Origin of the sequence: Corynebacterium sp. CMW7794 (assembly GCF_001563605.1) — a bacterium.
Taxonomy (GTDB): domain Bacteria; phylum Actinomycetota; class Actinomycetes; order Mycobacteriales; family Mycobacteriaceae; genus Corynebacterium; species Corynebacterium phoceense.
On record NZ_KQ961720.1, the window covers coordinates 1 to 22,236 of the forward strand.

Annotated in this window: 19 protein-coding genes; 8 read left to right on the top strand and 11 right to left on the bottom strand. The window is 63.7% G+C overall.

All coding sequences use genetic code 11. From position 1 onward, the window contains the following. Positions 1 to 112: 112 nt before the first annotated feature. A complete protein-coding gene (gene rarD, locus HMPREF3227_RS03130; protein WP_066487149.1) occupies positions 113 to 988 on the bottom strand; it encodes an EamA family transporter RarD in 876 nt (291 codons plus the stop codon). 95 nt (positions 989 to 1,083) lie between these two features. Between rarD and dnaE the strand changes: the two genes are divergently transcribed. Together dnaE and HMPREF3227_RS03140 are read left to right on the top strand one after the other, a co-directional pair. Continuing rightward, positions 1,084 to 4,650, top strand: a complete 3,567-nt coding sequence (gene dnaE / locus HMPREF3227_RS03135; protein WP_066487147.1) for a DNA polymerase III subunit alpha — start codon at positions 1,084 to 1,086, stop codon at positions 4,648 to 4,650. Between the two features lie 90 nt (positions 4,651 to 4,740). Continuing rightward, the gene (locus tag HMPREF3227_RS03140; protein ID WP_066510169.1) at positions 4,741 to 5,946 is read left to right on the top strand and encodes a cobalamin-independent methionine synthase II family protein; all 1,206 of its coding nucleotides are present in this window, start codon (positions 4,741 to 4,743) and stop codon (positions 5,944 to 5,946) included. A 57-nt stretch (positions 5,947 to 6,003) separates the two neighbouring features. Here the strand turns inward: HMPREF3227_RS03140 and HMPREF3227_RS03145 are convergent, their stop codons facing one another. Further along, entirely contained in the window at positions 6,004 to 6,657 is a 654-nt protein-coding gene (locus HMPREF3227_RS03145) for a hypothetical protein (protein ID WP_066487139.1), read from the bottom strand. Positions 6,658 to 6,760: 103 nt separating this feature from the next. Continuing rightward, positions 6,761 to 8,677 (bottom strand): choice-of-anchor I family protein, encoded by a 1,917-nt coding sequence (locus HMPREF3227_RS03150; protein ID WP_066487135.1) that lies wholly within the window; start codon positions 8,675 to 8,677, stop codon positions 6,761 to 6,763. A gap of 165 nt (positions 8,678 to 8,842) precedes the next feature. On the opposite strand from HMPREF3227_RS03150, the gene ilvA reads away from it, so the two are divergent. From ilvA to HMPREF3227_RS03170, 4 genes are all read left to right on the top strand, one after another. Continuing rightward, the gene (gene ilvA / locus HMPREF3227_RS03155) at positions 8,843 to 10,129 is read left to right on the top strand and encodes a threonine ammonia-lyase IlvA (protein WP_066487129.1); all 1,287 of its coding nucleotides are present in this window, start codon (positions 8,843 to 8,845) and stop codon (positions 10,127 to 10,129) included. A 25-nt stretch (positions 10,130 to 10,154) separates the two neighbouring features. After that, a complete protein-coding gene (locus HMPREF3227_RS03160; protein ID WP_066510172.1) occupies positions 10,155 to 10,799 on the top strand; it encodes a YigZ family protein in 645 nt (214 codons plus the stop codon). Between the two features lie 61 nt (positions 10,800 to 10,860). Further along, the gene (locus HMPREF3227_RS03165; protein ID WP_066487265.1) at positions 10,861 to 11,097 is read left to right on the top strand and encodes a hypothetical protein; all 237 of its coding nucleotides are present in this window, start codon (positions 10,861 to 10,863) and stop codon (positions 11,095 to 11,097) included. Between the two features lie 14 nt (positions 11,098 to 11,111). Then, positions 11,112 to 11,495 carry an RNA-binding S4 domain-containing protein gene (locus HMPREF3227_RS03170; RefSeq protein ID WP_066487127.1) on the top strand — a complete coding sequence of 128 codons (384 nt, stop codon included), beginning with the start codon at positions 11,112 to 11,114 and terminating at the stop codon, positions 11,493 to 11,495. Between the two features lie 8 nt (positions 11,496 to 11,503). On the opposite strand, the gene HMPREF3227_RS03175 is transcribed toward HMPREF3227_RS03170, so the two are convergent. The 5 genes from HMPREF3227_RS03175 to HMPREF3227_RS03195 all read right to left on the bottom strand — a co-directional run bounded on the left by HMPREF3227_RS03175 (position 11,504) and on the right by HMPREF3227_RS03195 (position 17,638). Next, the gene (locus HMPREF3227_RS03175; RefSeq protein ID WP_066487126.1) at positions 11,504 to 12,484 is read right to left on the bottom strand and encodes a GTP pyrophosphokinase; all 981 of its coding nucleotides are present in this window, start codon (positions 12,482 to 12,484) and stop codon (positions 11,504 to 11,506) included. Between the two features lie 38 nt (positions 12,485 to 12,522). Further along, complete coding sequence (locus HMPREF3227_RS03180) at positions 12,523 to 13,248, bottom strand: hypothetical protein (RefSeq protein WP_066487124.1); 726 nt, start codon at positions 13,246 to 13,248, stop codon at positions 12,523 to 12,525. A gap of 135 nt (positions 13,249 to 13,383) precedes the next feature. Then, positions 13,384 to 14,853, bottom strand: coding sequence for an exonuclease domain-containing protein (locus HMPREF3227_RS03185; protein WP_231732314.1), 1,470 nt, complete (start codon positions 14,851 to 14,853; stop codon positions 13,384 to 13,386). A 21-nt stretch (positions 14,854 to 14,874) separates the two neighbouring features. After that, positions 14,875 to 17,037, bottom strand: coding sequence for a glycogen debranching protein GlgX (gene glgX, locus HMPREF3227_RS03190; RefSeq protein WP_066510177.1), 2,163 nt, complete (start codon positions 17,035 to 17,037; stop codon positions 14,875 to 14,877). A gap of 19 nt (positions 17,038 to 17,056) precedes the next feature. Continuing rightward, a complete protein-coding gene (locus HMPREF3227_RS03195; RefSeq protein WP_066487118.1) occupies positions 17,057 to 17,638 on the bottom strand; it encodes a TetR family transcriptional regulator in 582 nt (193 codons plus the stop codon). A gap of 354 nt (positions 17,639 to 17,992) precedes the next feature. Here HMPREF3227_RS03195 and HMPREF3227_RS03200 point away from each other — a divergent pair, with 354 nt between their 5' ends. Both HMPREF3227_RS03200 and HMPREF3227_RS03205 read left to right on the top strand, forming a co-directional pair. Further along, a complete protein-coding gene (locus tag HMPREF3227_RS03200; protein WP_066510189.1) occupies positions 17,993 to 18,718 on the top strand; it encodes a hypothetical protein in 726 nt (241 codons plus the stop codon). 137 nt (positions 18,719 to 18,855) lie between these two features. After that, positions 18,856 to 19,329, top strand: a complete 474-nt coding sequence (locus HMPREF3227_RS03205; protein ID WP_068802199.1) for a hypothetical protein — start codon at positions 18,856 to 18,858, stop codon at positions 19,327 to 19,329. Here the strand turns inward: HMPREF3227_RS03205 and HMPREF3227_RS12785 are convergent. The 3 genes from HMPREF3227_RS12785 to HMPREF3227_RS03215 form a co-directional block, all read right to left on the bottom strand. Beyond that, entirely contained in the window at positions 19,253 to 19,657 is a 405-nt protein-coding gene (locus HMPREF3227_RS12785; protein ID WP_082750229.1) for a winged helix-turn-helix transcriptional regulator, read from the bottom strand. The two genes, HMPREF3227_RS03205 and HMPREF3227_RS12785, sit on opposite strands and share 77 nt — an antisense overlap. Positions 19,658 to 19,707: 50 nt before the next feature. Continuing rightward, a complete protein-coding gene (locus HMPREF3227_RS03210; protein ID WP_066510200.1) occupies positions 19,708 to 20,916 on the bottom strand; it encodes a YbjN domain-containing protein in 1,209 nt (402 codons plus the stop codon). 179 nt (positions 20,917 to 21,095) lie between these two features. Further along, the gene (locus HMPREF3227_RS03215; RefSeq protein ID WP_066487102.1) at positions 21,096 to 22,040 is read right to left on the bottom strand and encodes a YbjN domain-containing protein; all 945 of its coding nucleotides are present in this window, start codon (positions 22,038 to 22,040) and stop codon (positions 21,096 to 21,098) included. Between the last annotated feature and the right edge of the window lie 196 nt (positions 22,041 to 22,236).

The window sequence follows — 22,236 nt, forward strand, 5'->3', positions numbered from 1 at the left end:
CATATTTTCCTGTGGACAACCTGCGCCGGTTGCCCAATAGAGTGGGCGAAATTCGGGGAGTTATCCACAGAAACTAACGCTTCTCACGAAAATCTCAGTATCACCGGCACGTTCATGCCGCTGAGCGCGAGCGCTTGCGGCGGGCGGCAGCCATTTGGATGAGGTCTGTGAAGTAGACGGCGACGGCGAGTCCGATGATGCCGAAGCCGATCCAGCGGTGCGTCGAGAAGTGCTCGTGGGTGACGAAGAGCGCCCAGAGCATCTGCATGAGTGGCGTCATGTACTGGAGCATGCCCACGGTCGACAGGGGAAGGGCCTTGGCCCCTTGGGCGAAGCAGAGCAGCGGCAGCGCGGTGACGAGACCGGAGCCGATGAGCAGCACGATGTGCAGGGGGCCTTCGGAAGTAAACGTGCCGGCGCCGGAGGATTCGAGCCACAGGACGTAGATGAGCGCGACGGGCAGGACGACGAGGGTCTCGGCGGCAACGGAGCCGGTCGAGGAGACGCGGACCTGCTTCTTAATGAGGCCGTAGATGCCGAAAGAGAAGGCGAGCAGAAGCGAGATATAGGGCGCCTGGCCGGTGAAGAAGGTGAGGTAAATGACCGCGATGGCGGCGATGCCGACGGCGACGGCCTGGAGCTTGCGCAGGCTTTCTTTTAAGAAAACCAGGCCGAGCGCGACGGAGACGAGGGGATTGATGAAGTAGCCGAGGGCGGCATCGGCAACATGGCCCGAGTTGATGGCCACGACGTAGGTTCCCCAGTTGACGGAGATGAACACGCCGGCCGCGGCGAGCCAGGCCCAGGTCTTCTTGTCGAGGCGCGAGAGTTCGCGCCAGCCGCCGGTGACGACGAGGAAACCCGTGACGAGTACCGCGGTCCAAATGACGCGGTGCGCGAGAATCTCGAGGGGAGAGGCGGGCAGCAGCAGCGGGAAGAATGCGGGGAAGAAGCCCCACATGAGGTAGGCGGCAATGGTGTAAAACATCGGAGATTAATGTACTCCGCTAGCCGTGTGGCGGGAAACGTTTCTCATCAAAAGGGACGGCTTCGGGGGTTTGACGCGGCCGCTAGACTGTCTGCATGGCGAAAAACTCCTCCTTTGTTCACCTGCATAATCACACCGAGTTTTCCATGCTGGATGGTATGGCGAAGGTGGACCTGCTCTCGGAGGAGGTCAAGCGTCAGGGGATGCCAGCCGTGGGCATGACGGACCACGGCAACATGTTTGGATCGAATGCGTTTTACCAGCGCATGACCTCGGCGGGGATTAAGCCGATTATTGGTATTGAGACGTACATGGCTCCGGAGTCGCGCTTCAATAAGAAGCGTGTGCACTGGGGTACGCCGGACCAGAAGCGCGATGACGTCGCGGGCGGCGGCTCGTACCTGCACCAGACCATGCTCGCTGAGAACGCGACGGGTTTGAAGAACTTGTTCCGTCTGTCTTCGCTGGCGTCGTACGAGGGGCAGTTGGGTAAGTACCCGCGCATGGACGCGGAGCTGATCGCCGAACATGCGGATGGCATCATCGCGACGACGGGGTGCCCGTCGGGCGACGTGCAAACGCGCCTGCGCCTGGGACAGTTTGATGAGGCGCTCGAGGCCGCGGCGATGTGGCAGGACATCTACGGCAAAGATAATTACTTCCTTGAGCTCATGGACCACGGCCTCGACATCGAGACGCGCGTGCGCTCCGAGCTGCTGGAAATCGGGCGCAAGCTCGACCTGCCGCCGCTGGTGACGAATGACTGCCACTACGTGCTCGAGTCGCAGGCGGCCTCGCACGAGGCGATGCTCTGCGTGCAGACCGGCAAGACGCTCATGGACCAGGACCGTTTCAAGTTCGATGGCACGGGCTACTACATCAAGTCGGCTGCGCAGATGCGTGAGATTTGGGACGACATGGTCCCGGATGGCTGCGATAACACGCTGTGGATTGCCGAGCGTGTACAGGACTACAGCGAGCTGTGGGAGGAGCATCCGCTCGACCGCATGCCGATCGCCGACGTGCCGGAGGGCGAGACCCCGACGTCGTGGCTGACCAACCAGGTCATGGAGGGCCTCCAGGCGCGCTTCCCCGGCGAAGAGGTGCCGCAGGAATACATCGAGCGCGCGCAGTACGAAATCAGCGTCATCGACATGAAGGGCTACCCGTCCTACTTCCTCATCGTCGCCGAGCTCATCAAGCACGCGCGCTCCGTCGGCATTTGGGTGGGCCCGGGCCGTGGTTCTGCGGCAGGCGCGCTCGTGGCGTACGCACTGACAATTACCAATATCGACCCCATCGAGCATGGTCTCCTGTTCGAGCGATTCCTCAACCCGGAGCGTCCATCCGCACCGGATATCGATATCGACTTCGATGACCGCCGCCGTGGCGAGATGATTCAATACGCCGCGGAGCGTTGGGGCGAGGACAAGGTCGCGCAGGTCATCACCTTCGGTACGGTGAAGACGAAGCAGGCCATCAAGGACTCGGCGAAGGTGAACTACGGTCAGCCGGGCTTCCAGATGGCGGACCGCATCAACGGCGCGCTGCCGCCGGCGATCATGGCGAAGGATATTCCGCTCTCGGGCATCATGGACCCGGAGCACCCGCGCTACTCGGAGGCGACCGAGGTCCGACAGATGATCGAGACGGACCCGGACGTCAAGCGCATTTACGAAACCGCGCGCGGCCTCGAGGGCGTGGTGCGCCAGGCAGGCGTCCACGCGTGTGCCGTCATTATGGCGTCCGTGTCGCTCATGGACCATATCCCCATGTGGCAGCGTTCGGACGGCGCGTACATCACGGGCTGGGATTACCCGGCATGTGAGGCCATTGGCCTGCTGAAGATGGACTTCCTGGGCCTGCGCAACCTCACGGTCATTGGTGACGCGCTGGCGAATATCAAGAAGAACCGCGGCATTGACTTGAAACTCGAGGAGCTGCATGCGGACGATCCGAACGTCTCAAAGGTCTACGACCTGCTGTCGCACGGTGAGACGCTGGGCATCTTCCAGCTCGACTCGGGTGGTATGCAGGAGCTGCTCAAGCGCATGAAGCCGACGGGCTTTAAAGACATCGTGGCGTCGCTGGCGCTTTACCGTCCGGGCCCGATGGGCGTGAACGCGCACTGGGACTACGCGGACCGCAAGAACGGACGCAAGCCCATTACGCCGATTCACCCGGAGCTGGAAGAGCCGCTCAAGGAGATCCTGGACGAGACCTACGGTCTGATCGTCTACCAGGAGCAGATCATGCGTATCTCGCAGAAGGTCGCGAACTACACGGCCGGCGAGGCAGATGGCTTCCGTAAAGCCATGGGTAAGAAGAAGCCGGAGGTGCTGGCCAAGCAGTACGACAAGTTCTGGTCCGGCATGCAGGCTAACGGCTACTCCAAGGACGCGATGGACGCGCTGTGGGGCACCATCGAGCCGTTCGCGTCCTACGCGTTTAACAAGTCGCACGCGGCAGGCTACGGCCTGGTCTCGTTCTGGACCGCGTACCTCAAGGCCTATTTTGCGCCGGAGTACATGGCGGCGCTGCTCACGTCGGTCTCGGATAAGAAGGATAAGTCGGCCATTTATCTCTCGGACTGCCGCCACCTGGGCATCCGGGTGCTGCCGCCGTCGGTGAACGAGTCGCACACGGACTTCCAGGCTGTCGGCGAGGATATTCGCTTCGGTATGGGCGCTATCCGCAACGTCGGTGCTGAAGTCGTCGAGGCCATCGTCAAGGCCCGCGAGGAGAAGGGACACTTCAAGAACTTCTCGGACTATCTGGACAAGATCGACCTCGTGGCGTGTACCAAGCGTGTGACGGAGTCGCTCATTAAGGCCGGGGCCTTCGATGACATGGAGCATCCGCGCAAAGGTCTCATGCTCATCCACGAAGACGCGGTGGACGCGGTGCAGACCACGAAGAAAGCCGCGGACAAGGGCCAGTTCGATCTCTTTGCGGGACTCGGCGCGGAAAGCGAAGAGACGATGAGCGCGTTTGCCATTGACATTCCGGACGAGCACTGGGACCGCAAGCACGAGCTGGCGCTCGAGCGCGAAATGCTGGGTCTGTATGTCTCGGGCCACCCGCTCGACGGCTTCGAAGAGGCGCTCGCGGAGCAAACCGATACGCCGCTGCCCAAGATCCTGGCGGATGAGGTTCACAACGGCCAGGAGCTTGTCATCGGCGGCATCATCTCAGCGGTCGACCGCCGCTACTCGAAGAAGGACGGCTCGCCGTGGGCTATCGTCACGGTCGAAGACCACAACGGCGCGCAGGTCGACATCCTCGTGTTCAACCAGGTCTACTCGCTCGTCGCGCCGCAGATTGTGGAAGACAACATCATTCTGGCCAAGGTCAACGTGAAGATCCGCGACGACCGCCGCTCGCTGTTCTGCTCCGATATCCGTGTGCCGGACCTAGGCCCCGGCGGCGGCGTTGGCCTGCCGCTGCGGCTGACCATGCGCACCGAGCAGTGCACGCTCGACACTATCGCGCGACTGAAGAACGTCCTGCTCAAGAACAAGGGCGAGTCCGACGTCTACTTGACGCTCGTCAACGGCGACGAGTCTACGATGATGGTCCTCGGCGAGCACCTGCGCGTGGAGCGTTCCGGCAACCTCATGGGCGATCTCAAGGCGACGATGGGCGCGGGCATTCTGGGATAGCCCCGGTGTGAATATAAAACGGGCGGACAAAGAGGTTTGGGTTAGGGTAGACAGCACAGTCTAGTTCACCTCACATAAGGAGCACCTTCCATGTCCCAGAAGATTCGCACCACGCACGTCGGCTCGCTGCCGCGTACCCCGGAATTACTGGAGGCGAATCTCAAGCGCTCCGCCGACGAGATCACGGACGACGAGTTCTTCGCCATCCTCGAGCGCGCCGTCGAGGAGGTCGTGCAGCGCCAGGTCGATCTGGGCATCGACATCATCAATGAAGGCGAGTACGGCCACATCACCTCCGGCGCCGTGGACTATGGCGCGTGGTGGAACTACTCCTTTAGCCGCCTGGGCGGCCTCACCATGACGGACAAGGACCGCTGGGAAGCCAACGCCATTCAGCGTTCCGAGCCTGGCAATATCAAGCTCACTTCCTTCGTTGACCGCCGCGACCGCGCCATCTTCAACGAAGCCTACAATGACCCGGAGTCCGGCATCTTCACCGGCCGCAAAAAGGTTGCCAACCCGGAGTTCACGGGCCCGATTACCTACATCGGGCAGAAGGAAGTTGACGCCGACGTCAAGCTGCTGAAGGATGCGATGGGCAAGGCGGGGGCATCGGCAGGCTTTGTGGCGGCCCTGTCCCCGGGATCGGCCGCGCGCTTGGGCAACAAGTACTACAAGACCGACCTGGAGGTCGTGCAAGCCTGTGGTGAGGCGCTCTCGCACGAGTACAGGGCGATTACGGACGCGGGCCTCACCGTCCAGTTCGACGCGCCGGACCTCGCGGAGGCCTGGGACCAGATCAATCCGGAGCCGTCCGTGAAGGACTTCCAGGGCTTCGTGCGCGACCGCATTGCGGTGCTCAATGACGCGATTAAGGGCATCGACAAGTCGAAGGTGCGCCTGCATATCTGCTGGGGTTCCTGGCACGGCCCGCACTCCACGGACATCCCGTTCGAGGAGATCGTCGACGAAATCCTGCGCGCCGAGGTCGGCGGCCTCACCTTCGAGGCGGCGAACGTCCGCCACGGCGCGGAGTGGCGCGTGTGGCAGAAGCGCGAGCTGCCGGAAGGCACCGTCATTATCCCGGGCGTCGTCTCGCACTCGACGAACCTCATCGAGGACCCGCGTCTGGTGGCCGACCGCATCCACACGTTCGCGGAGCTCGTCGGCCCAGAGAATGTCATCGCTTCGACGGACTGTGGCCTGGGCGGACGCATTCATGAGCAGATCGCCTGGGCGAAGCTCGAGTCCCTGGTGAAGGGTGCGGAGATCGCCTCGCAGGAGATCTTCGGCTAAACACGAATGAAAGGGCGGGTGCGCATGTGCGCACCCGCCCTTTTTTATTGCGTAGCCCTAGAGGCGGAACTGCTTCTGGGCGTTGCTCATCGCGCCGTTGACCTGCTTGAGCATGCCAGTGAGCGCGCCGTTGATGTCCTTGCCGAACTCCGGATTGACCTTGACGAGGGTGCTTGCGAGGCCGATGAGGCCACCGATGACGGACAGGATCAGGTTGATCCAGGCGAAGGCTTCCTTGCCTTCGGGGGAGAGCTCAGCCCACTTGAGCCAGTCCGGCAGCTCGACGGGCTTGTCATCCTTTTCTTTCTCGACGCAGTCCGGCTTGTCGGGCATGCCGGAGGAACCGTAGCCGTTGACGATGCCCAGAGCGAGTTCCTGCGGACCCATGAACGAAGAACCTGCGGTGCCATCCTTGACGGCCTTCTTGTGGGCTTCCTTGGCGGCGTCGACCTCGGCCTGGCACTCCTTGGACAGTGCGGTCTTCGTGGTCTCCGTGCCGTCGGTCTTCTCGCCGTCGGTGATGCCCTCCTTGCCCTCGCCGCCGGGCTTCACTCCGTCACTTGCTGTGTCCTCAGAGGAACCGGAGTCCTGGGACTGAGCGCTGGAGGCGCCCTGAGACTCGGAGCTTTCGGCGCCAGCGACCGGCGTGACGAGGGCGAGGGCGGTGCTGGTTGCGGCGACCAGCGCGACTGAGAGACGACGTGCGCGCATAAGAATTATTCCTTGGGGTGACGACAGTGCGAACGGAAATGGAACGCACCTGAATCTAGCAGGTTGGGGTGCCTGGCGGGAGGGAATGCCCCCGCCAAGGGGCTTAGTGGCCCAGGGCGGAGTTCAGGGCGTGGCGCAGCGGTGCTGGCAGGAGACGCAGCAGCGTGGCTGGTGCGCCCGGAACTATGCTCACTGTGCCCAGGACGGCGGCCAGAGCCGCGGCAACGACGCCGAACGCGGTGCCGACCGAGGAACCGGCGTCGGACGAGGCGGCGGAGCTGCCGGAATCGCCCTGGTCGTCGTCATCGTTATCGGCGTCGGCGGGCACGAGGTCGGTGACCTTAAAGACGGTCGTAGTGCCGGAGACCTCGTTGCCGGAGATGAGAAGGTACTCGCCGTTGGGGGAGTCCTTCTTGTCAACGAAGGTAAGTCCCTCGGGCCCGAGGTCGCCGGCGGCCTTCGTGGCCTCGTAGTTCTTGTCGTCGTAGCCCACGGAGAAGTCGCGGTTGTTGACGTAGGTGACGTACTGGGCGTTGCGCGGGTCGGTGACGTCGTAGACGAAGATGCCGCCCACGCGCTCAGCACCGATGAAGGCGTAGGTGCGCTCGCCGACCTTGCCGATGGTGAGAGCCTCGGGCTCGGGCCCCTTGTTATCGGAGCGGTCGTCGGCCTCCGGATCCTCGTTATCCGCGTTGAAGTTGAGGACGCCCTGCTCGTGGAGGCGGGCGGTGATCTCCTCGAAGTCGGAGCCGGAGTCGAAGACGACGTTGCCGGCGGCGTCGTAGATGGAGAAGGAGCGGGAGCCGTAGGCGTAGAACTCGTCGAAGCAGCTCTTCTCCTCGTTCCAGCCGGACGCGGTGGAGACCTTGAGATTGCCGGCGAAGGACGTGTCGTCGAAGCCCTCGGGAAGTTCGACGCCCTCGCAGACCTTGCCAACCTCGATGAGGTCCTTGATCTCGGCCTCGTCGGTGTACACGCCGGAACCGTCCTCGTCGCCCCATTCGCGGGCGTCGCCCTCGTTGGCCGTCGCGAAGTAGGTCTCGTCGCCGGCAGTAAACGCGCCGATGGAGTCCGGCATGGACAGACCCTTGACCGGTAGGGTGCGCAGCTCGATCTTGTCATCCTTGTTGGACGGGTCGATCGGGGTCTTTGAGTGGTCCGCGATAAAAGCCGGGACGACGTCGGTGACGGTCGCCGACGGGATGTCGATGATGGCGATGGCGCCCGCCTCTTGCAGCGACGCGTAGGCGGTATCGCCAACAGAGGAGATGTACTCCGGCTCGAAGTCGGTCGACGGCTTCGAGTCGGCGTCGGAAGGACCGAAGACGCGGATGGCGGGGTCGAGCTCGCCGGCAGCGTACTTCGCGTCGTACGCCTCGAAGCCAGCGGTGCGGACGTCTGCCTGGGTGGGGGCGGCGGCATCGGAAGGCAAGGCGATGACGGACACGGAGCCGGTGGGGTCTGCGACGTAGTCCGTGCCCTCGGCGGTGAGCTCGTTGGACGGCTCGCCCTCGTTGGCGAGCAGGGCGAACTTCCCATCCGCGGTGAGGTGGACGTTATCGGGCAAGGCACCGATGGTGACGCGGCCGAGCTCCTTGCCGGTGGCAGCGTTGAAGAAGAGGGCCTCGCCGTCCTGCGTCTTATCGGCCTGCTGGACTGCGGCGACAGCCAGGCCGTCGGGGCGCACGGCGACGGAGTTGATCTCCTGGTCGCCGCCGGCGGAGACGACGCCGACCTTGTGCGGCGCGGCCGGATCCGAGGCGTCGAGGATGTCGATTTCGCCGGAGTGCGCGTTGACGGCGAGGATGCGCTTCGACGCGGCGTGGAAAGCGACGATCTCCGCGGCGGACTCGCCAAGCACGCCAGAGTCGTAGGCGCCGAGCGGCTCGACCTTGAGCGAGGCGTCGGCAACGGAATCGACGATGGGAGAGGCGACGATGGTGGCTTGGGCCGGAATGGCGGGGACGGTGAGCGTGGTCGCGGCGAGCGTGCACAGGGCGAGAGTGCGGCGGATGGCCATACATGAGCTCCTTGAGAGTACGAGAAATATGACGAGGCAACATCCAAGTGCATGCAGGTAACACAGGGTTAACACAGAGGTAAAAGTGAGATGAAATGCCGGACTAATCGGTCGATCGCTAGGTAATCGCGCGGGCGGCGACCATGGGGTCTAAAATGACTCAGCATGACTAACTCCGCAGTATTCGAGCCCATTCACGCCTCCGATATCAGCCAGGCCCAGGCACGAATTTCCTCGGAGATTGCGCCGACGCCGTTGCAGTACTGCCCGCGACTGTCCCAGGAAACGGGCTGCGAGGTTTACCTGAAGCGCGAGGATCTCCAGGACGTGCGTTCCTATAAGATCCGCGGCGCTCTGTTTTCCATCACGAATCTCACGCCGGAACAGCGCGCGCACGGTATCGTGACGGCCTCGGCCGGCAACCACGCGCAGGGCGTGGCGTATGCCTGCCGGACCATGGGCATCCAAGGCAAGATCTACGTGCCGGAGCCGACGCCCAAGCAGAAGCGCGACCGCATCGTGGTCCACGGCGGCGACATGGTCGAGCTCGTCGTCACCGGCGCGAACTTTGACGAGGCCGCGGCGGCCGCGCATGCCGATGCCGCCGAGCGCGGCTCCATCTTCATCGAACCCTTCGACGCGCGCGACACGATCACCGGCCAGGGCACCATCGCCGCGGAGGTCGTGAGCCAGCTGGCCTCCTTGGGCAAGTCGCTCGACGCCATCGTCGTCCCCGTGGGTGGCGGCGGGCTGCTCTCCGGCATCACGTCGTACCTTGCGGACATGGCGCCGCGCACGGCGATTATCGGCATCGAGCCGGCCGGCGCTGCCTCGCTCACCGCAGCGTTCGCGGCGAACGAGCCGGTGACCTTGGAGTCCGTCGATCCCTTCGTGGATGGCGCGGCCGTCAAGCGCATTGGCGACCTGCCCTTCCAGGTCCTCGAGGCCAACCAAGGGCGCCTGCACTGGTCCACCGTCTCCGAGGGGGCCGTGTGTACGGAGATGCTTGGCCTGTACCAGAACGAGGGCATCATCGCCGAGCCCGCTGGCGCCCTGTCCGTCACGGGCCTGCGCGACCTCAAGCTCACGCCGGATTCCGTGGTCGTGTGCGTCATCTCGGGCGGCAACAATGACGTGCTGCGCTACAACGAGGTCATGGAACGCTCGCTCGTGCACCGCGGGCTCAAGCACTACTTCCTGGTGAACTTCCCGCAAGAGCCGGGGCAGCTGCGCCACTTCCTTACGGAAATCCTGGGCCCGGACGATGACATCACGCTCTTTGAGTACTTGAAGCGCAATAACCGCGAGACGGGCGCAGCGCTCGTCGGCGTGGAGCTGGGCCGCGCGGCTGACTTGGATGGCTTGCTTGAGCGCATGTCGAATTCCAAGATTTCGTGCCAGCACCTGAAGCCGGGCACCTCGGAGTACGACTACTTGGTGGCGTCGCACTAAGTTGCGCCCGCTAGGGTAGGGGCTTATGGATTCTTATGAGCGCCCGGTCGAAGGCGCGCCCGTCGAGCACGAGATTGAGATCAAGCGTTCGCGGTTCATCACGTTGATTGGCCGCGCTCGGGACGAGGCGGAGGCGCGCGAGTTTATCGATGCCGCCCGCGCGCGCTTTCCTGATGCCCGCCACCATTGCTCGGCGTACCTTTACCACGTCGACGCAGCCAACCCGGTGGAGCGTTCCTCCGACGACGGGGAGCCCTCGGGCACGGCGGGCCGTCCCATGCTCGACGTGCTGCGCGGCTCGGGCATGCTCGACATTGTGGCCGTCGTCGTGCGCTACTTCGGTGGGGTGAAACTTGGCGCGGGCGGGCTCGTCCACGCTTACGGCGGCGCGGTGAGTGAGACGCTCGAGAAGGTCCCGCGTGTGACTAGGGCGCTGCGTGAGCTCTATTCCGTCGACGTTGATCATGGTGTGGCCGGGCGACTTGAGGCCGAGCTACGCGGGCGTGGCTATGCGGTGGTGGACACCTCCTATGGCGCGCAAGTGACGTTCACTCTGGCGCTGGAGCCTGGCGGCCAGGAGACACTCGACGCCGAGCTTGCGGCGCTTACGCAGGGCGCGGTGGCATCGAAAGCAGCAGGGGAGCGCTGGGTCGAGCTGGACCGAGCTTGATCGCTCACGGCATGGCTGGAACTACCCGGCGCAGCCGCTTATCGAAGGTAGAATGACCGGCATGACTATGCAGCGACGCCCCAACAATCCGATTGAGAAGCGCAAGCAAGACGTGCGCAAATACTCCCGCAACGCCGTGATTTCCGTCGCGGCGGGCCTGGGCGGCGGCGTCCTTGCGGCGTGGGTCTTTACACATGGCACGTTCTTCTTCATGATTGGCCTCATCGTCGCCGTTGTGGGCGGCGTGTACAACTGGTCCAAGGTGCGCTCGATCGTCAACCACAAGGACCAGTACTAAGCCGGGGTGTCTCTATGACTCAACCCGATGGAAAGCCCGTCCGCATCGACGCGTGGGTATGGGCCGTGCGCATGTTTAAGACGCGCTCGGAGGCCGCGAATGCGGTGAAGGCGGGACACGTCAAGCTCAACGGCAACGCGACGAAGCCTGCGCAGCACGTCGTGCCAGGCGACCGCGTGCGCGTGTGGCGCAACCACCACGAACACGACTTGGAAGTCCTCGCGACGGTACGCAAGCGCGTGGGTGCGCCGGTGGCGCGCACGTGTTACATCGACCATGCACCGCCGCCCCCGCCCAAGGAGTTCATGCCGGCGCTGCCCGTACGCGATCGCGGCGCCGGACGCCCTACCAAGCGCGAGCGGCGCCAGATGGAGAAGTTCCGCGGCGGGTTCCGCTAGCGTGACGGCTAAGCGCGCAGCTGCTTGAGGCGCCGGTGGAGGCGCTTGCGGCGGTCGCCACGGTCGCCGAGCTCCGCGGTGGCCTCGATGTGCTCCTTGCCAAAGTGCAGAAGCAGCAGGTCGTCGATGAGGCGGACCTGTCCCGGCTTGTAGCGGTAGCGCATGGCCTCGCGTACGCGGATGATGTCGCGCTCATTAAGGAGGGCCTCGAGCTTAGCGAGGGTGTCGATATTGTTGGCCTCGAGCAGCTCGGCGAGGAACCGGATGTGCTCAGAACGCGGGCGGGGGAACGCGTCGCCGAGGAGGACAGCGAGCACGCCAGGAAGCGTTTCGGCGTTGATCTCCACGGAATCTTGCGGGGCGGGGCCGACCTCCATGAGTGCCGCGATGTCATCGAACTGTTGATCCGCGAGCTCGATCAGGCCCGCAGCAAGTGTGAAGAGACGGTCGACTTGGGCCGTGGGCGGCTTGGGGCCCTGCTTGTAGCGGATATCATGCTCGAACTCGGCCCAGGCGTGCTGCAGGACGGTGCGGATTTGCACCTCGAAGGTAAAGCCTTCGTACTCGGCGAGCTCTTCCAGGGAGTCGTTGACCTGCAGGACGAGGTGGTGCGAGCCGTAGCCGAAGCCGCCGGAAATGCGGGTTTCTGCTGCCTTGTCCACACTGCGCAGCACCGTGAAAGAACGCCCCAGGATGTCGATGGCTTGCGGGATAACGGTGGAGTTGAACACGGTGACGCGCGCACCGACGAGGTCATGAATGTCATTCCACGGATCGGGATAAGCCAGGGCGCCGTCCGCGTCGCGCTTCTTTGCCTTCTTCTTCAGCGACGGCCAGCCCTTGACACGCGTGGCGACGCGGTCGTAGACCACGCCGGCGTCATCGAGGACGTCCTCGATGGCTTCGGAAAACTCCGTCGCAGCATTCGGGTGGGTGCGCACCCACTCGTGATAGCGGTTTCCGAGTTGGGAGATAGCATGCTCAGGCACAGTACTGTCCTTTCTCGGGGTCTGGTTGGCGTGCCGTTTTACCCCAGCGAGGTGCCGGGAAGCACGCGAGGGAATCCGTGACACCATAGTAGTGGGGCCAGCGCCGTGGACGGCAACCGGAGTCCAGCGAATGCCGTGGCGCGACCATGGAGACCGTCCGCGTGGTGGGCGGCGAGCCCGCGGAAGATAAAGAGTACGTCGGGTGCCGGCGCGAGATAGACCAGTCCGCCGTGGATGTGGCGGCCGGCGTAGCCCGAGCCCAGTTTCGGCTGGGCGCGCCGGGCAGAGGGAGCGACACCCAATTCCGCAGCGAAGTGCTCGTGCAGGATATTGAAGGTGAGTGGATGCGTGAGCCACGCCGTGATGGGCACGCCCGGCGAACGTACTTGGACTCCGTGCGCCCGGGTATCGAGGACGTCGCGCGCCGGGCGGGATTGGAAGCGGTAGCCTCGCGAGGTGTGCGCCGCGCGCAGCACGTTGTGCGCCGCGGTTGTCCAGGCGTGGTTGACCGTCATGTCCCATTCGGAGAGGGCGCGCAGGCTCACTCCCACGGAGGGGGATTCGCCGAGTTCGGTGAGCCCCGTGCCGCAGCGCAGCTGCATGTCATGGCCAGCGCAGAGGCCGACGGTGGCAACGGAATCGAAGAAACCGTCTTCGCTCAGCCGCGGCCGCGTCGAGACGTTGTGCGGGCGCAGCGCAGGAAAGAGGAGTTCCGGAGCGAGGAGCGGGGCGGAGGTGTGCCTTTCGAGCAAAGAGACGGACATGAGAGAGCCTTTCAGTGCGCAGCCGAAAGAGACTGCGAGAGATACGAGAGTCACTCATATTGGACTGTCCGCATCCCAGAAAGGTTCCCTGAGTCCAGTAAATATCCTGCGCCTACCGGAGGCTCCTGCCTCGGCTTAGAAGGGCGGCTCTTCGTCGAGCCCCAACTCGGCGAGCAGCTTGTCCTTAGGCCAGAGCTGGATGTCCTGGCCCTTGGCGATGAGCTCCTCAGCCTTCTTCTCCTTGGAGGTCTTCGTGGCCCACGTGCCGAGAACGAGGATGGTCGTCTTCTTCGTCACGGACTTTGCAGCCTGGCCGCCGCGCTCGGCGATGCCATTCCATAGTGTTCCCTTGTCGAAGGGATCAAAGTCGCCGGTGAGCGTGACATGCTGGCCAAAGAGCGGACCGTTCGGGTCCGCGTCCTCGTTGGGCTCGGGCACGGTATTCGGCGTCGCGACGGCATCCCACGGAGCCGGGCGGTTGCGGGAGCGCTTCTCCGCCTTCTCACGCGCGGCGTGGGAGTCAGCGGAAGCAGCAGAGGAGAGCGCGCCATCGAGATCGAAGAGCGCAGCCTCGTTGGCAGCGGAGGGCGTGGTTGCGCCACGGTGGCGCGTCTGGTCACGGAAGTCGGTACCGGCGCCGAGATCGGCCGGGGAGGTGGGCGCGGTGCGGGCACGCAGCACCGGCATGACGGCGTCGTTGGTGAGCGTGCCCAGGGCGAATTCGCGTGTGCGGAAGAGGCCCTGGATATCGCCAGCGTAGCCGAAGGCTTGGGCCAGACCGGTGATGATGAGGCCAGCGGCGCGGGCGTCCTCGGTCGCGTCGTGGTGGCGAAAGCGCGGTGCGCCCACGGCGGCGGCCATGGTGGGGAGCTTGTGGTTGGGCACGTCGATGCGACCCGCCTTCGAAGCGTCGCGCGAGAGCGCCAGCGAGCAGGCAAGCGTGATGGCGGGCAGCTCTACGCCCGCAGCGGCCGCGCCGACGCGCAGTGCAGTCGAGTCGAATTGCACGTTGTGCGCCACGAAGACGTCGTCGCCGAGGAACTCGAGCATCTCACCCAGCGCCGTGGCGAAGGACGGGGCGTCCTTGACATCCTCCGGCGTGATGCCGTGGATGCCAATGTTGAACTCGGAAAAGTCCTCCATGCCGGGCGGGGGCGTGCACAGCCACGAGCGGGATTCGACCTCGAAGCCATCGCGGAAGCGGACAGCACCGATGGCGCACACGGAACCCCAGTTGTCGTTGGCGGTTTCCACGTCGATGACGGTGAAGTCCAGGCCCTCGACGGCGACGCCGGCGGTAGGCACCTCGCCGTGGCGGACTGCATCGATGAGCGAGGCGGCATCGGCAGCCGGGGTCGTGGTGCCGGTGCGCGGGGCAAAGCGCACGGTGAAGGTTTCCTGCGGGGTGACAAGGCGCAGGGCGCCGAAGGCGGCGGGGCCAGGCTCGGTGGACTCCACGGACTGGAGGTCCTCGAAGGCGACAACCTCGCGCGCGGGCGCACCAAGGGAGGCGGCCAGCTGGGAGCGCAGGATGACCGCGGAGGTGGGCGTGAGCTCTACGGTTGCGCCGTGGGCATAAATGGTGGGAGTGCTAGGCGACGTCACGGAACTTCGGTCTTGGCCTTTCTAATCCTCGTCGAACTGCGGGGGCTCGACCTGTTTGAGCACCATCGTGGTGCGGTCCTGACACGTCAGCGTACCGCCCGCCTCAATGAAGGTGTCCTCAGCGGGGTAGCCACCAGAATCGGCCGTATCGACCATGAGCTTCCACTTGCCGCCCAACTCGCGGCCCGGCAGGGTGAACTCGATGTCGCCGTCGTGCGCGTTGAAGATGAGAATGAAAGAATCATCCTTGATGGGCTGGCCGAACTCATCCGTCTCCGAAATGGCGGAGCCATTGAAGTAGACCATGATGGCGCGGCCGAAGTCATGGTCCCAGTCGTCCTGCGTCATGAGCTTGCCGGACGGCACCATCCACGCGATATCGCGGTCGCGGACGTCGGAGCCCAGCGGGCCGCCGGTGAGGAAGCGCTGGCGGCGGAAGACTGGGTGCTTGCTGCGGATCCCCAGCACGCGCTTGACGAAGCCGAAGAACTCTGAGTTCTTATCCAGATTGAGCATGGACCAGTCCATCCATGCGAGCTCATTGTCCTGGCAGTACGCGTTGTTATTGCCGTTTTGGGTGCGGCCGAACTCGTCGCCATGGCAGATCATCGGCGTGCCCTGGCTAAGCAGCAGCGTCGTAATGAAGTTACGCTGCTGGCGGCGGCGCAGCTTGCGAATATCGTGGTCCTCCGTGGGGCCTTCCACGCCGCAATTCCAAGAACGGTTATGGGACTCGCCGTCACGGTTGTCCTCGCCGTTGGCCATGTTGTGCTTCTCGTTGTAGCTCACTAAATCCTTGAGCGTGAAGCCGTCATGCGCCGTGATGAAGTTGATGGACGCCGTGGGGCGGCGGCCGTTGTTGGCGTAGAGATCGGACGAACCGGTAAGACGCGAGGCGAATTCGCCCAGGGTGGCGGGCTCGCCGCGCCAGAAGTCGCGGACCGTGTCGCGGTACTTGCCGTTCCACTCACACCAGATGGGCGGGAAGTTGCCCACCTGGTAGCCGTTGTGGCCGATATCCCAGGGCTCGGCGATGAGCTTGACCTGGCTGACCACCGGGTCCTGCTGGACCAAGTCGAAGAAGGTCGCGAGCTTGGAAACGTCATCCAATTCGCGCGCGAGCGTGGAGGCGAGGTCGAAGCGGAAGCCGTCGACGTGCATCTCCGTGACCCAATAGCGCAGCGAATCCATGATGAGCTGCAGCGAGTGCGGGTGACGGACGTTGAGGGAGTTACCGGTGCCGGTGTAGTCCATGTAGTGCGCCTCGTCGCCCTCGACGACGCGGTAATACGCCTTGTTGTCGATACCGCGGAAAGCGATGGTGGGGCCCAGGTGGTTGCCCTCGGCCGTGTGGTTGTAGACCACATCGAGGATGACCTCGAGGCCCGCGGCGTGAAGGCTGCGCACCATGGACTTAAACTCGGCGACGATTTCGCCCGGCTTATTCGCCATGGCGTAGTCCGCCTGGGGGGCGAAGAAGCCAAAGGTGTTGTAGCCCCAGTAGTTACGCAGGCCGATAGCGCGCAGACGATCATCTTGGAGGAACTGGTGGACCGGCATGAGCTCGACCGTGGTGATGCCTAGGTCCTTGAGGTAGTCGATCATCGCGGGGTGGCCCATACCCGCGTAGGTGCCGCGCATGGCCTCCGGGATGTCCGGATGAGTCATAGTCATGCCCTTGACGTGCGTTTCATAAATGACCGCTTCCTCATCCGGAACATTGGGGCGGTGGTCGCCCTGCCAGTCGAAGAAGGGGTTGATGACAACGGAGAGCATGGTGTGGCCGAGCGAGTCATCCTCATTGCGCCCGGTCCCGGCAGGCTCGGCGTGGATGTCGTAAGAATACAGCGAGGCGTCGCCGTCGAACTCGCCCTGGAACGCGCGGGCGTAGGGGTCGACGAGGAGCTTGGAGGGATCGCAGCGCAGGCCGCGTTCCGGTGCGTATTCTCCATGGACGCGGTAACCATAAGCCTGGCCGGGGCCAACCTCGGGGAGGTAGGCGTGCCACACGTGGGCGTGGACTTCCTTGAGCTCGACGCGGGTTTCTTTGCCGCGTGGATCAATGAGGCACAACTCGACTTTCGTTGCGGCTTCGGAGAAGATTGCGAAGTTGGTGCCCGTGCCATCAAACGTGGAGCCCAGCGGATAGGGCTGGCCCGGTCTCACAGTAAAAGTCTCAGTCATAATGCACCAGAATAATGGACTAGCGCGCGCCTAGCCCACTGATAACGATTCCCACGCCCCGCAAGAGATCGTTTGCACCTTCAGGAACGCGTGCGTCCTGCGACTCAGTCATACCATCCGCGGGCTCAGTGTCTGCGGCTTCCGATGCCCCCGTGGCTTCCGCGAGCTGCGTGCGTGCCTGTTCCATGGTGGCTGAGCCGAGCACCAGGTAAATAATGGCGTGGGCGCCAGTAAGCAACTCTTCCTCCGGTGCGGACGACGTCGCGCGGACCGCGGCGACGAACCGGTCTACGAGCCGTTCCCACGTGGCATTGCCAGGCTGGGACAAGCCGGCGGAGGTGACCTCGGCGCCATCGCGGTGGGCAAGCAGACACCGGCGTAGGTCGAGCGCGAGGGCCGTGGGGGTCTCTCCGTCGATCGGTGCGACGATGGCCTCGGCGATGGCGGCGATGAGCGCCTGCTTGTTCGCGATGTGCCAATACAACGCGCCGGGGGCGACGCCAAGTGTCGTGGCGACACGGCGCATGGTCATGTCGGCCAGACCATAATCATCCAAAAGCTGGAGAGCGGTGTCGATGATCGTTTCGCGGTTTAAGTGCACGCTTGCCCATTCTAGACAGCAGCTCGACGGCGAGGGGAGAACCCGAGTGTGGACAGGTGCGTGCGGTGAGCCAGCGATCCATAAGCTCTTCCCTTAGGTTTCACAGGGAACTTTGAGGTTGTCTCCACTATTAACCAATGGACCGATTGATAGACTACTCACGTCACGCCGCGAGCGCGGCGCGCTCTCATGCAGTAACACTGTCACCCTCACGAGCGTGTGGAGCCAGGTTTCTCCTTCCCAGCTAGGGAAGGGAAACTGATACCCTACGGCCCTGCGCCCGTGTCAGTGCGCTGTGAGTGAATACAATTCTTTTACACGTCTGGAGTCATTTTGTCCCTTCGAACCCCCGCCATGAAGTCCATTGCTGCCCTCGCCCTTGTTCTGCCCCTGACATTGGCAGCGTGCGGTAACGACGAGGAGGCGGACAACGCCGCTACCGGCTCGACGACGGCTAAGACGACCGCGACTTCGAAGAAAGCTCCGTCTGAGAGCGCCGCCCCGTCGTCTGAGGCTCCCTCCGCGGAGAAGCCGAAGGAAGAGTCCGCTGCGCCGGAGAAGGACAACAAGCCGGCGGAGGGAGATAACGCTGAGGCTGCACCGTCCACCCTGGTCAACCCGTTCGAGGACGGCGCCGCTGCTGAGGCCACCACCTTCGCTCCGGTCGAAGGCGATGCTGGTGATGACGCGACGAAGGAAACCATCACCAACCTCATCAACGGCACCTACAAGCAGCAGGATGTGCGCTCGCTGGCGCAGTACACCCGCGATAACACATGTGCCCGCGTGATCAACGAGAATCAGCAGGTGGGCCCCAACGGCGAGCAGCTTTCGCTCGCCAACCTGGACCTGTCTCAGTTTGATAACCTGCCGGCAGACCAGAAGGCCATCCTGGAGCCGTACAACCAGCAGATTCGCGACAACTTCTCCAAGACGACCACGGACATCCAGGACGTGCGCGTCAACGGCAACACGGCCTCGGCCAACGTGACCGTCAACAGCCCGGCGGGTTCCGAGACCAACACCATGATCTTTGAAAACGAGGGCGGCGCCTGGAAATTCTGCAACCCGGCGTCCTAATCGCACACGTGGCTTACGCTATCTTCGCGCGGGCAGAGTAGGCTACAAGGCCTATGATTACTCGCGGTACTCGGGTTCGACGCCCGCCCATACCCCGCACCGTCGGTTTCGGTGCGGGGTTGCTTGCATGTGCACTCGTGGCATTCTCGGCTGCTGGCGCCGTGTGGGGGCACTTCCGGCCGGTGCTCACCGGACATGAGGTGGATGGTGGCGGCTACGCGGTCGAGACCCTCGCCGATATCGAGTTCGGTTCCTTCGTCTGGTTCGTTCTCCTCACTGGACTTGGGGGAGTGCTCCTTGCCCTCGGGGCCTATCTGCGCGGCGCACGCCAGCGCGGGTTAGGCATGTTGCTGTGGGTCGGCGTCGCTGCCCTCGCGAGCGCGGTGGCGTTCTATTACGCTGGCTCCCTCACAGCAACGCACCTGCCCTCCGAGCCCGGGGAGACGGTCCAGTGGACCCCGCCCATGCAGCCCGACATCGGGTGGGCCGCGGCGCCGTTTATGGCGATGTTTGCCTACTGGTCTGCGGCGTTTATCAGCGCGGACGTCGACTGGGAAGACGACGCCCCAGACACCCCAGGGGAAGTGAGCGCCGAGCCGTCCGAGCCCTGAACTCAGAGCCGAAGCCGCCCCAGGCCTGATGCTCGGCGATAATCGGCTCGAGCCGCCGCGCGGTGGGCGTAAGCGCGTACTCCACGCGCGGCGGGACCTCGGGGTAGACCTCGCAGATCACGAGCCCATCGTCCGCGAGCTCGCGCAGCTGCCGGGTGGGTGTACGGTCCGAGACCTCGCCCGCGGCGTCCCGCAGCTCGCTGTAGCGCAGTGGCCTGTTCGCGTCGAGCAGAGCCTGAATGAGCGTGACCTTCCAACAGCCGCTGATGAGCATCATCGCCGTTTTGAACGGGCAGCCTTCCATCGCGCGCACTGTGAGGCTTCGCATGTGACTTACGCTACACAGCACGCGCTCCCAGTGAGGCCACTCTGCGAGGCTTATTCGGCCTGCGGGGTTGTGCCGTCCTCGCCGCGTTCATCTTCCTCTGCCGCGTCTTCGGCCTTTTCCGCTTCATCATCCGTGAGACCCAAGTCGAGACCCATCTGATTGGGATCGACGGGGCGCTCGACGTAGTCCTCGTCTTCCCACTCCTCCCAGTCCTCGTCGACCCAGTCCTCATCCTCGGCGGGGTCGTCTGCAGTGTCCGAATCCGCAGCGAAGAGCTGGATGGAGTCTTCCGCCTCCTCCGTGCGGGTGATTTCCGGCAGCTGCGGCGCGAGTAGCGGGGTGAGCTGCGGCTCCAAGTGTTCGAAGGACATGTAGGCGCCGTGGACTGCGGCGTGCACGGCATAGCGCAGCTGGGCTGCAGTCATGCCGTTGCCAATGAGCCAGTTGCGGGCGAGCGAGACCTGCACCTCGTCCTCTTGGACGGTGGCGCTGGCAAGCAGCGAGGCATCACCCGCGTTATAGTCATCGAGCACCGCCGAGATGGCGAAGAGCTGGGAGAGCTCGCCTGTGTCCTGGGCGAACGTGCGGATGGTGAGCCAGCGTCCATCGTTGATGATGCGGAAGAAGGTCCACCTACCTTCGATCCGGCAGCGTACGGTCATCTCGTCCTCGGAGACCTGCGTGTGCACGATGCCTTCCGCGCTGAGCGCCGCGCGAATGCGGTCCGCCGTGACGGGTAGGGGAGTTGTGGTGGGGGCCTCGCCCATGGCCTCCGCGTAGCCGTCAGGCGGACCGACGACCTCGGGGACGGCTTCGCTCAGTTCGCGCACCGCATCCACCATCGTGCTGATGGCGGTGTCGAGGAAGTCGCGCAGCTGCGCGTCCGTGACCCACGCTTCCGCGTCGAGCGACGCGCGCAGATGGGTCAGGAGATAGCCGCGCTCCGTGACGGATGTGTAGGCCACGGGCACCATGCGGCGCGTGTTCATGTCGTTGATGGTTTGTGCCAAGTATCCAGCCAGACGCGGATCAACGCTCGCGTTGAGGGTGCCTTTGACGAGGAGTACCTCGCCCCACTTTCCGGCCAGGGCGATGAGGACGTTGAACTTAGACAGGCGGAAGGTAATCTCCGCCTTGTCCGCGTCGCTCTTGAAATGGTCAATGAGCTCGTCGACGACGTCGACGACGCGGTCGAAGGTTAACGGGCGAGCCGTATCCGTGGTCGCGGGGAAAGCTACTGAAGAAGAATCGGGGGTCATTGAGACCGCCTCCTTGAATGTCGTAGGGGTAGTGGAGGGGAGAATTAGGGGTTTCTCCCACGGCAGCTACACTAAGCGACCCCCTCGACACGAGCCCCGGTTATATCGAAAGTATTCGAACACTGTCGAACGTTCTCGAACACCGTCGAACACTCTCGCACAGGCCGGGCTAATGCGCGTTAGGGCCAGGAGACGGGCGATTGCCCGGAGACTTCTTTGGAGATGTGGTCTACGCCGTGGAGCATGGTCTTGAGCGCGGTGCCCAGCGTGGAACGCAGCTGGCGGTCTGTCATGCCGGCGGCGACGGTCACGGCGAGGTCGAGACGAATCTGCAGGCCGTCCACGTTGCTGTGGCAATAGGCCACTGGTGAGTCAGACATGCGGTTGAAGTCATTGCACACGAGGAAGGCGCGGAGGAACTCCGAGCCGGGGAGATCCGGGTCCCAGTGCCCCTTAACCACGAGGGACGGACCATTGTCGAGGACGAAGGCGAAGAGGACCTCGTTAATCCAGGCGTAAATGGCCTTGCCTTCGGTAGCGTCGGTTCGTTGGAGTTTGTCAATGCCGATGGACGCGAGCGACGCGGCGATACGGTCAGTGTCCACGGCGTAGGCCTGGTTATCGAAGGCATCGTCCGGTTCAGACGCGAGTCCCTCATCGCGCAGCGTTACCGGCGGGGTGAGCGTGACGGTAGGGAAGCGCTCCACGAGCTTGTGCACAAAGGCCGAGGCGTTATCGATGGCCTGATCCGCGGCGGCGACGAGCTGTTCGTCCGTCATGCCCTGGCGCCCATCGATGACCGTGGTTCCCGTTATTCCGACCTCGTCCGTGCTGTCGAAGTTGAGCACGAGCGTGGGCGTGAGACAGTCGTGGTTCCAGTCGTTGACGAGCTCCGCGGCGTCGCGCAACGCGTCGAAGCTCAGCGGAGTGTGGTGCGTGGTCGTCACGATGTATTCCGGGGATTCCGGATCGCCCTCATCCGGCTCAATGGTGGTGGTTGCAATCGAGCCATGGTCGAAGACAAGGAGCGTGGGCTTCTGGGTAATGGCGCTATGTCCGGCGAGCCGTGCCGCGCGAGCAAGTCGTGCGAGGGTCACAGGGCGTGCGGCCTTCGAGTTATTCACTGCGGTCACCTCCCGAGGTGATGGGGCTCAAAATCAGGGGAGCCGAAAGGAGAAATCGGGCAAATCCCCAGCTGCCCACGAGTCTAACCCGTAGGCTAGGGTGCTGTCCGCAGTTTCGGTCATTCGATATGGGGCTACCCGGTGGAATGGACGATTATCTGTAGGGGTATAAAAATAGGTACATTACATAAATTCA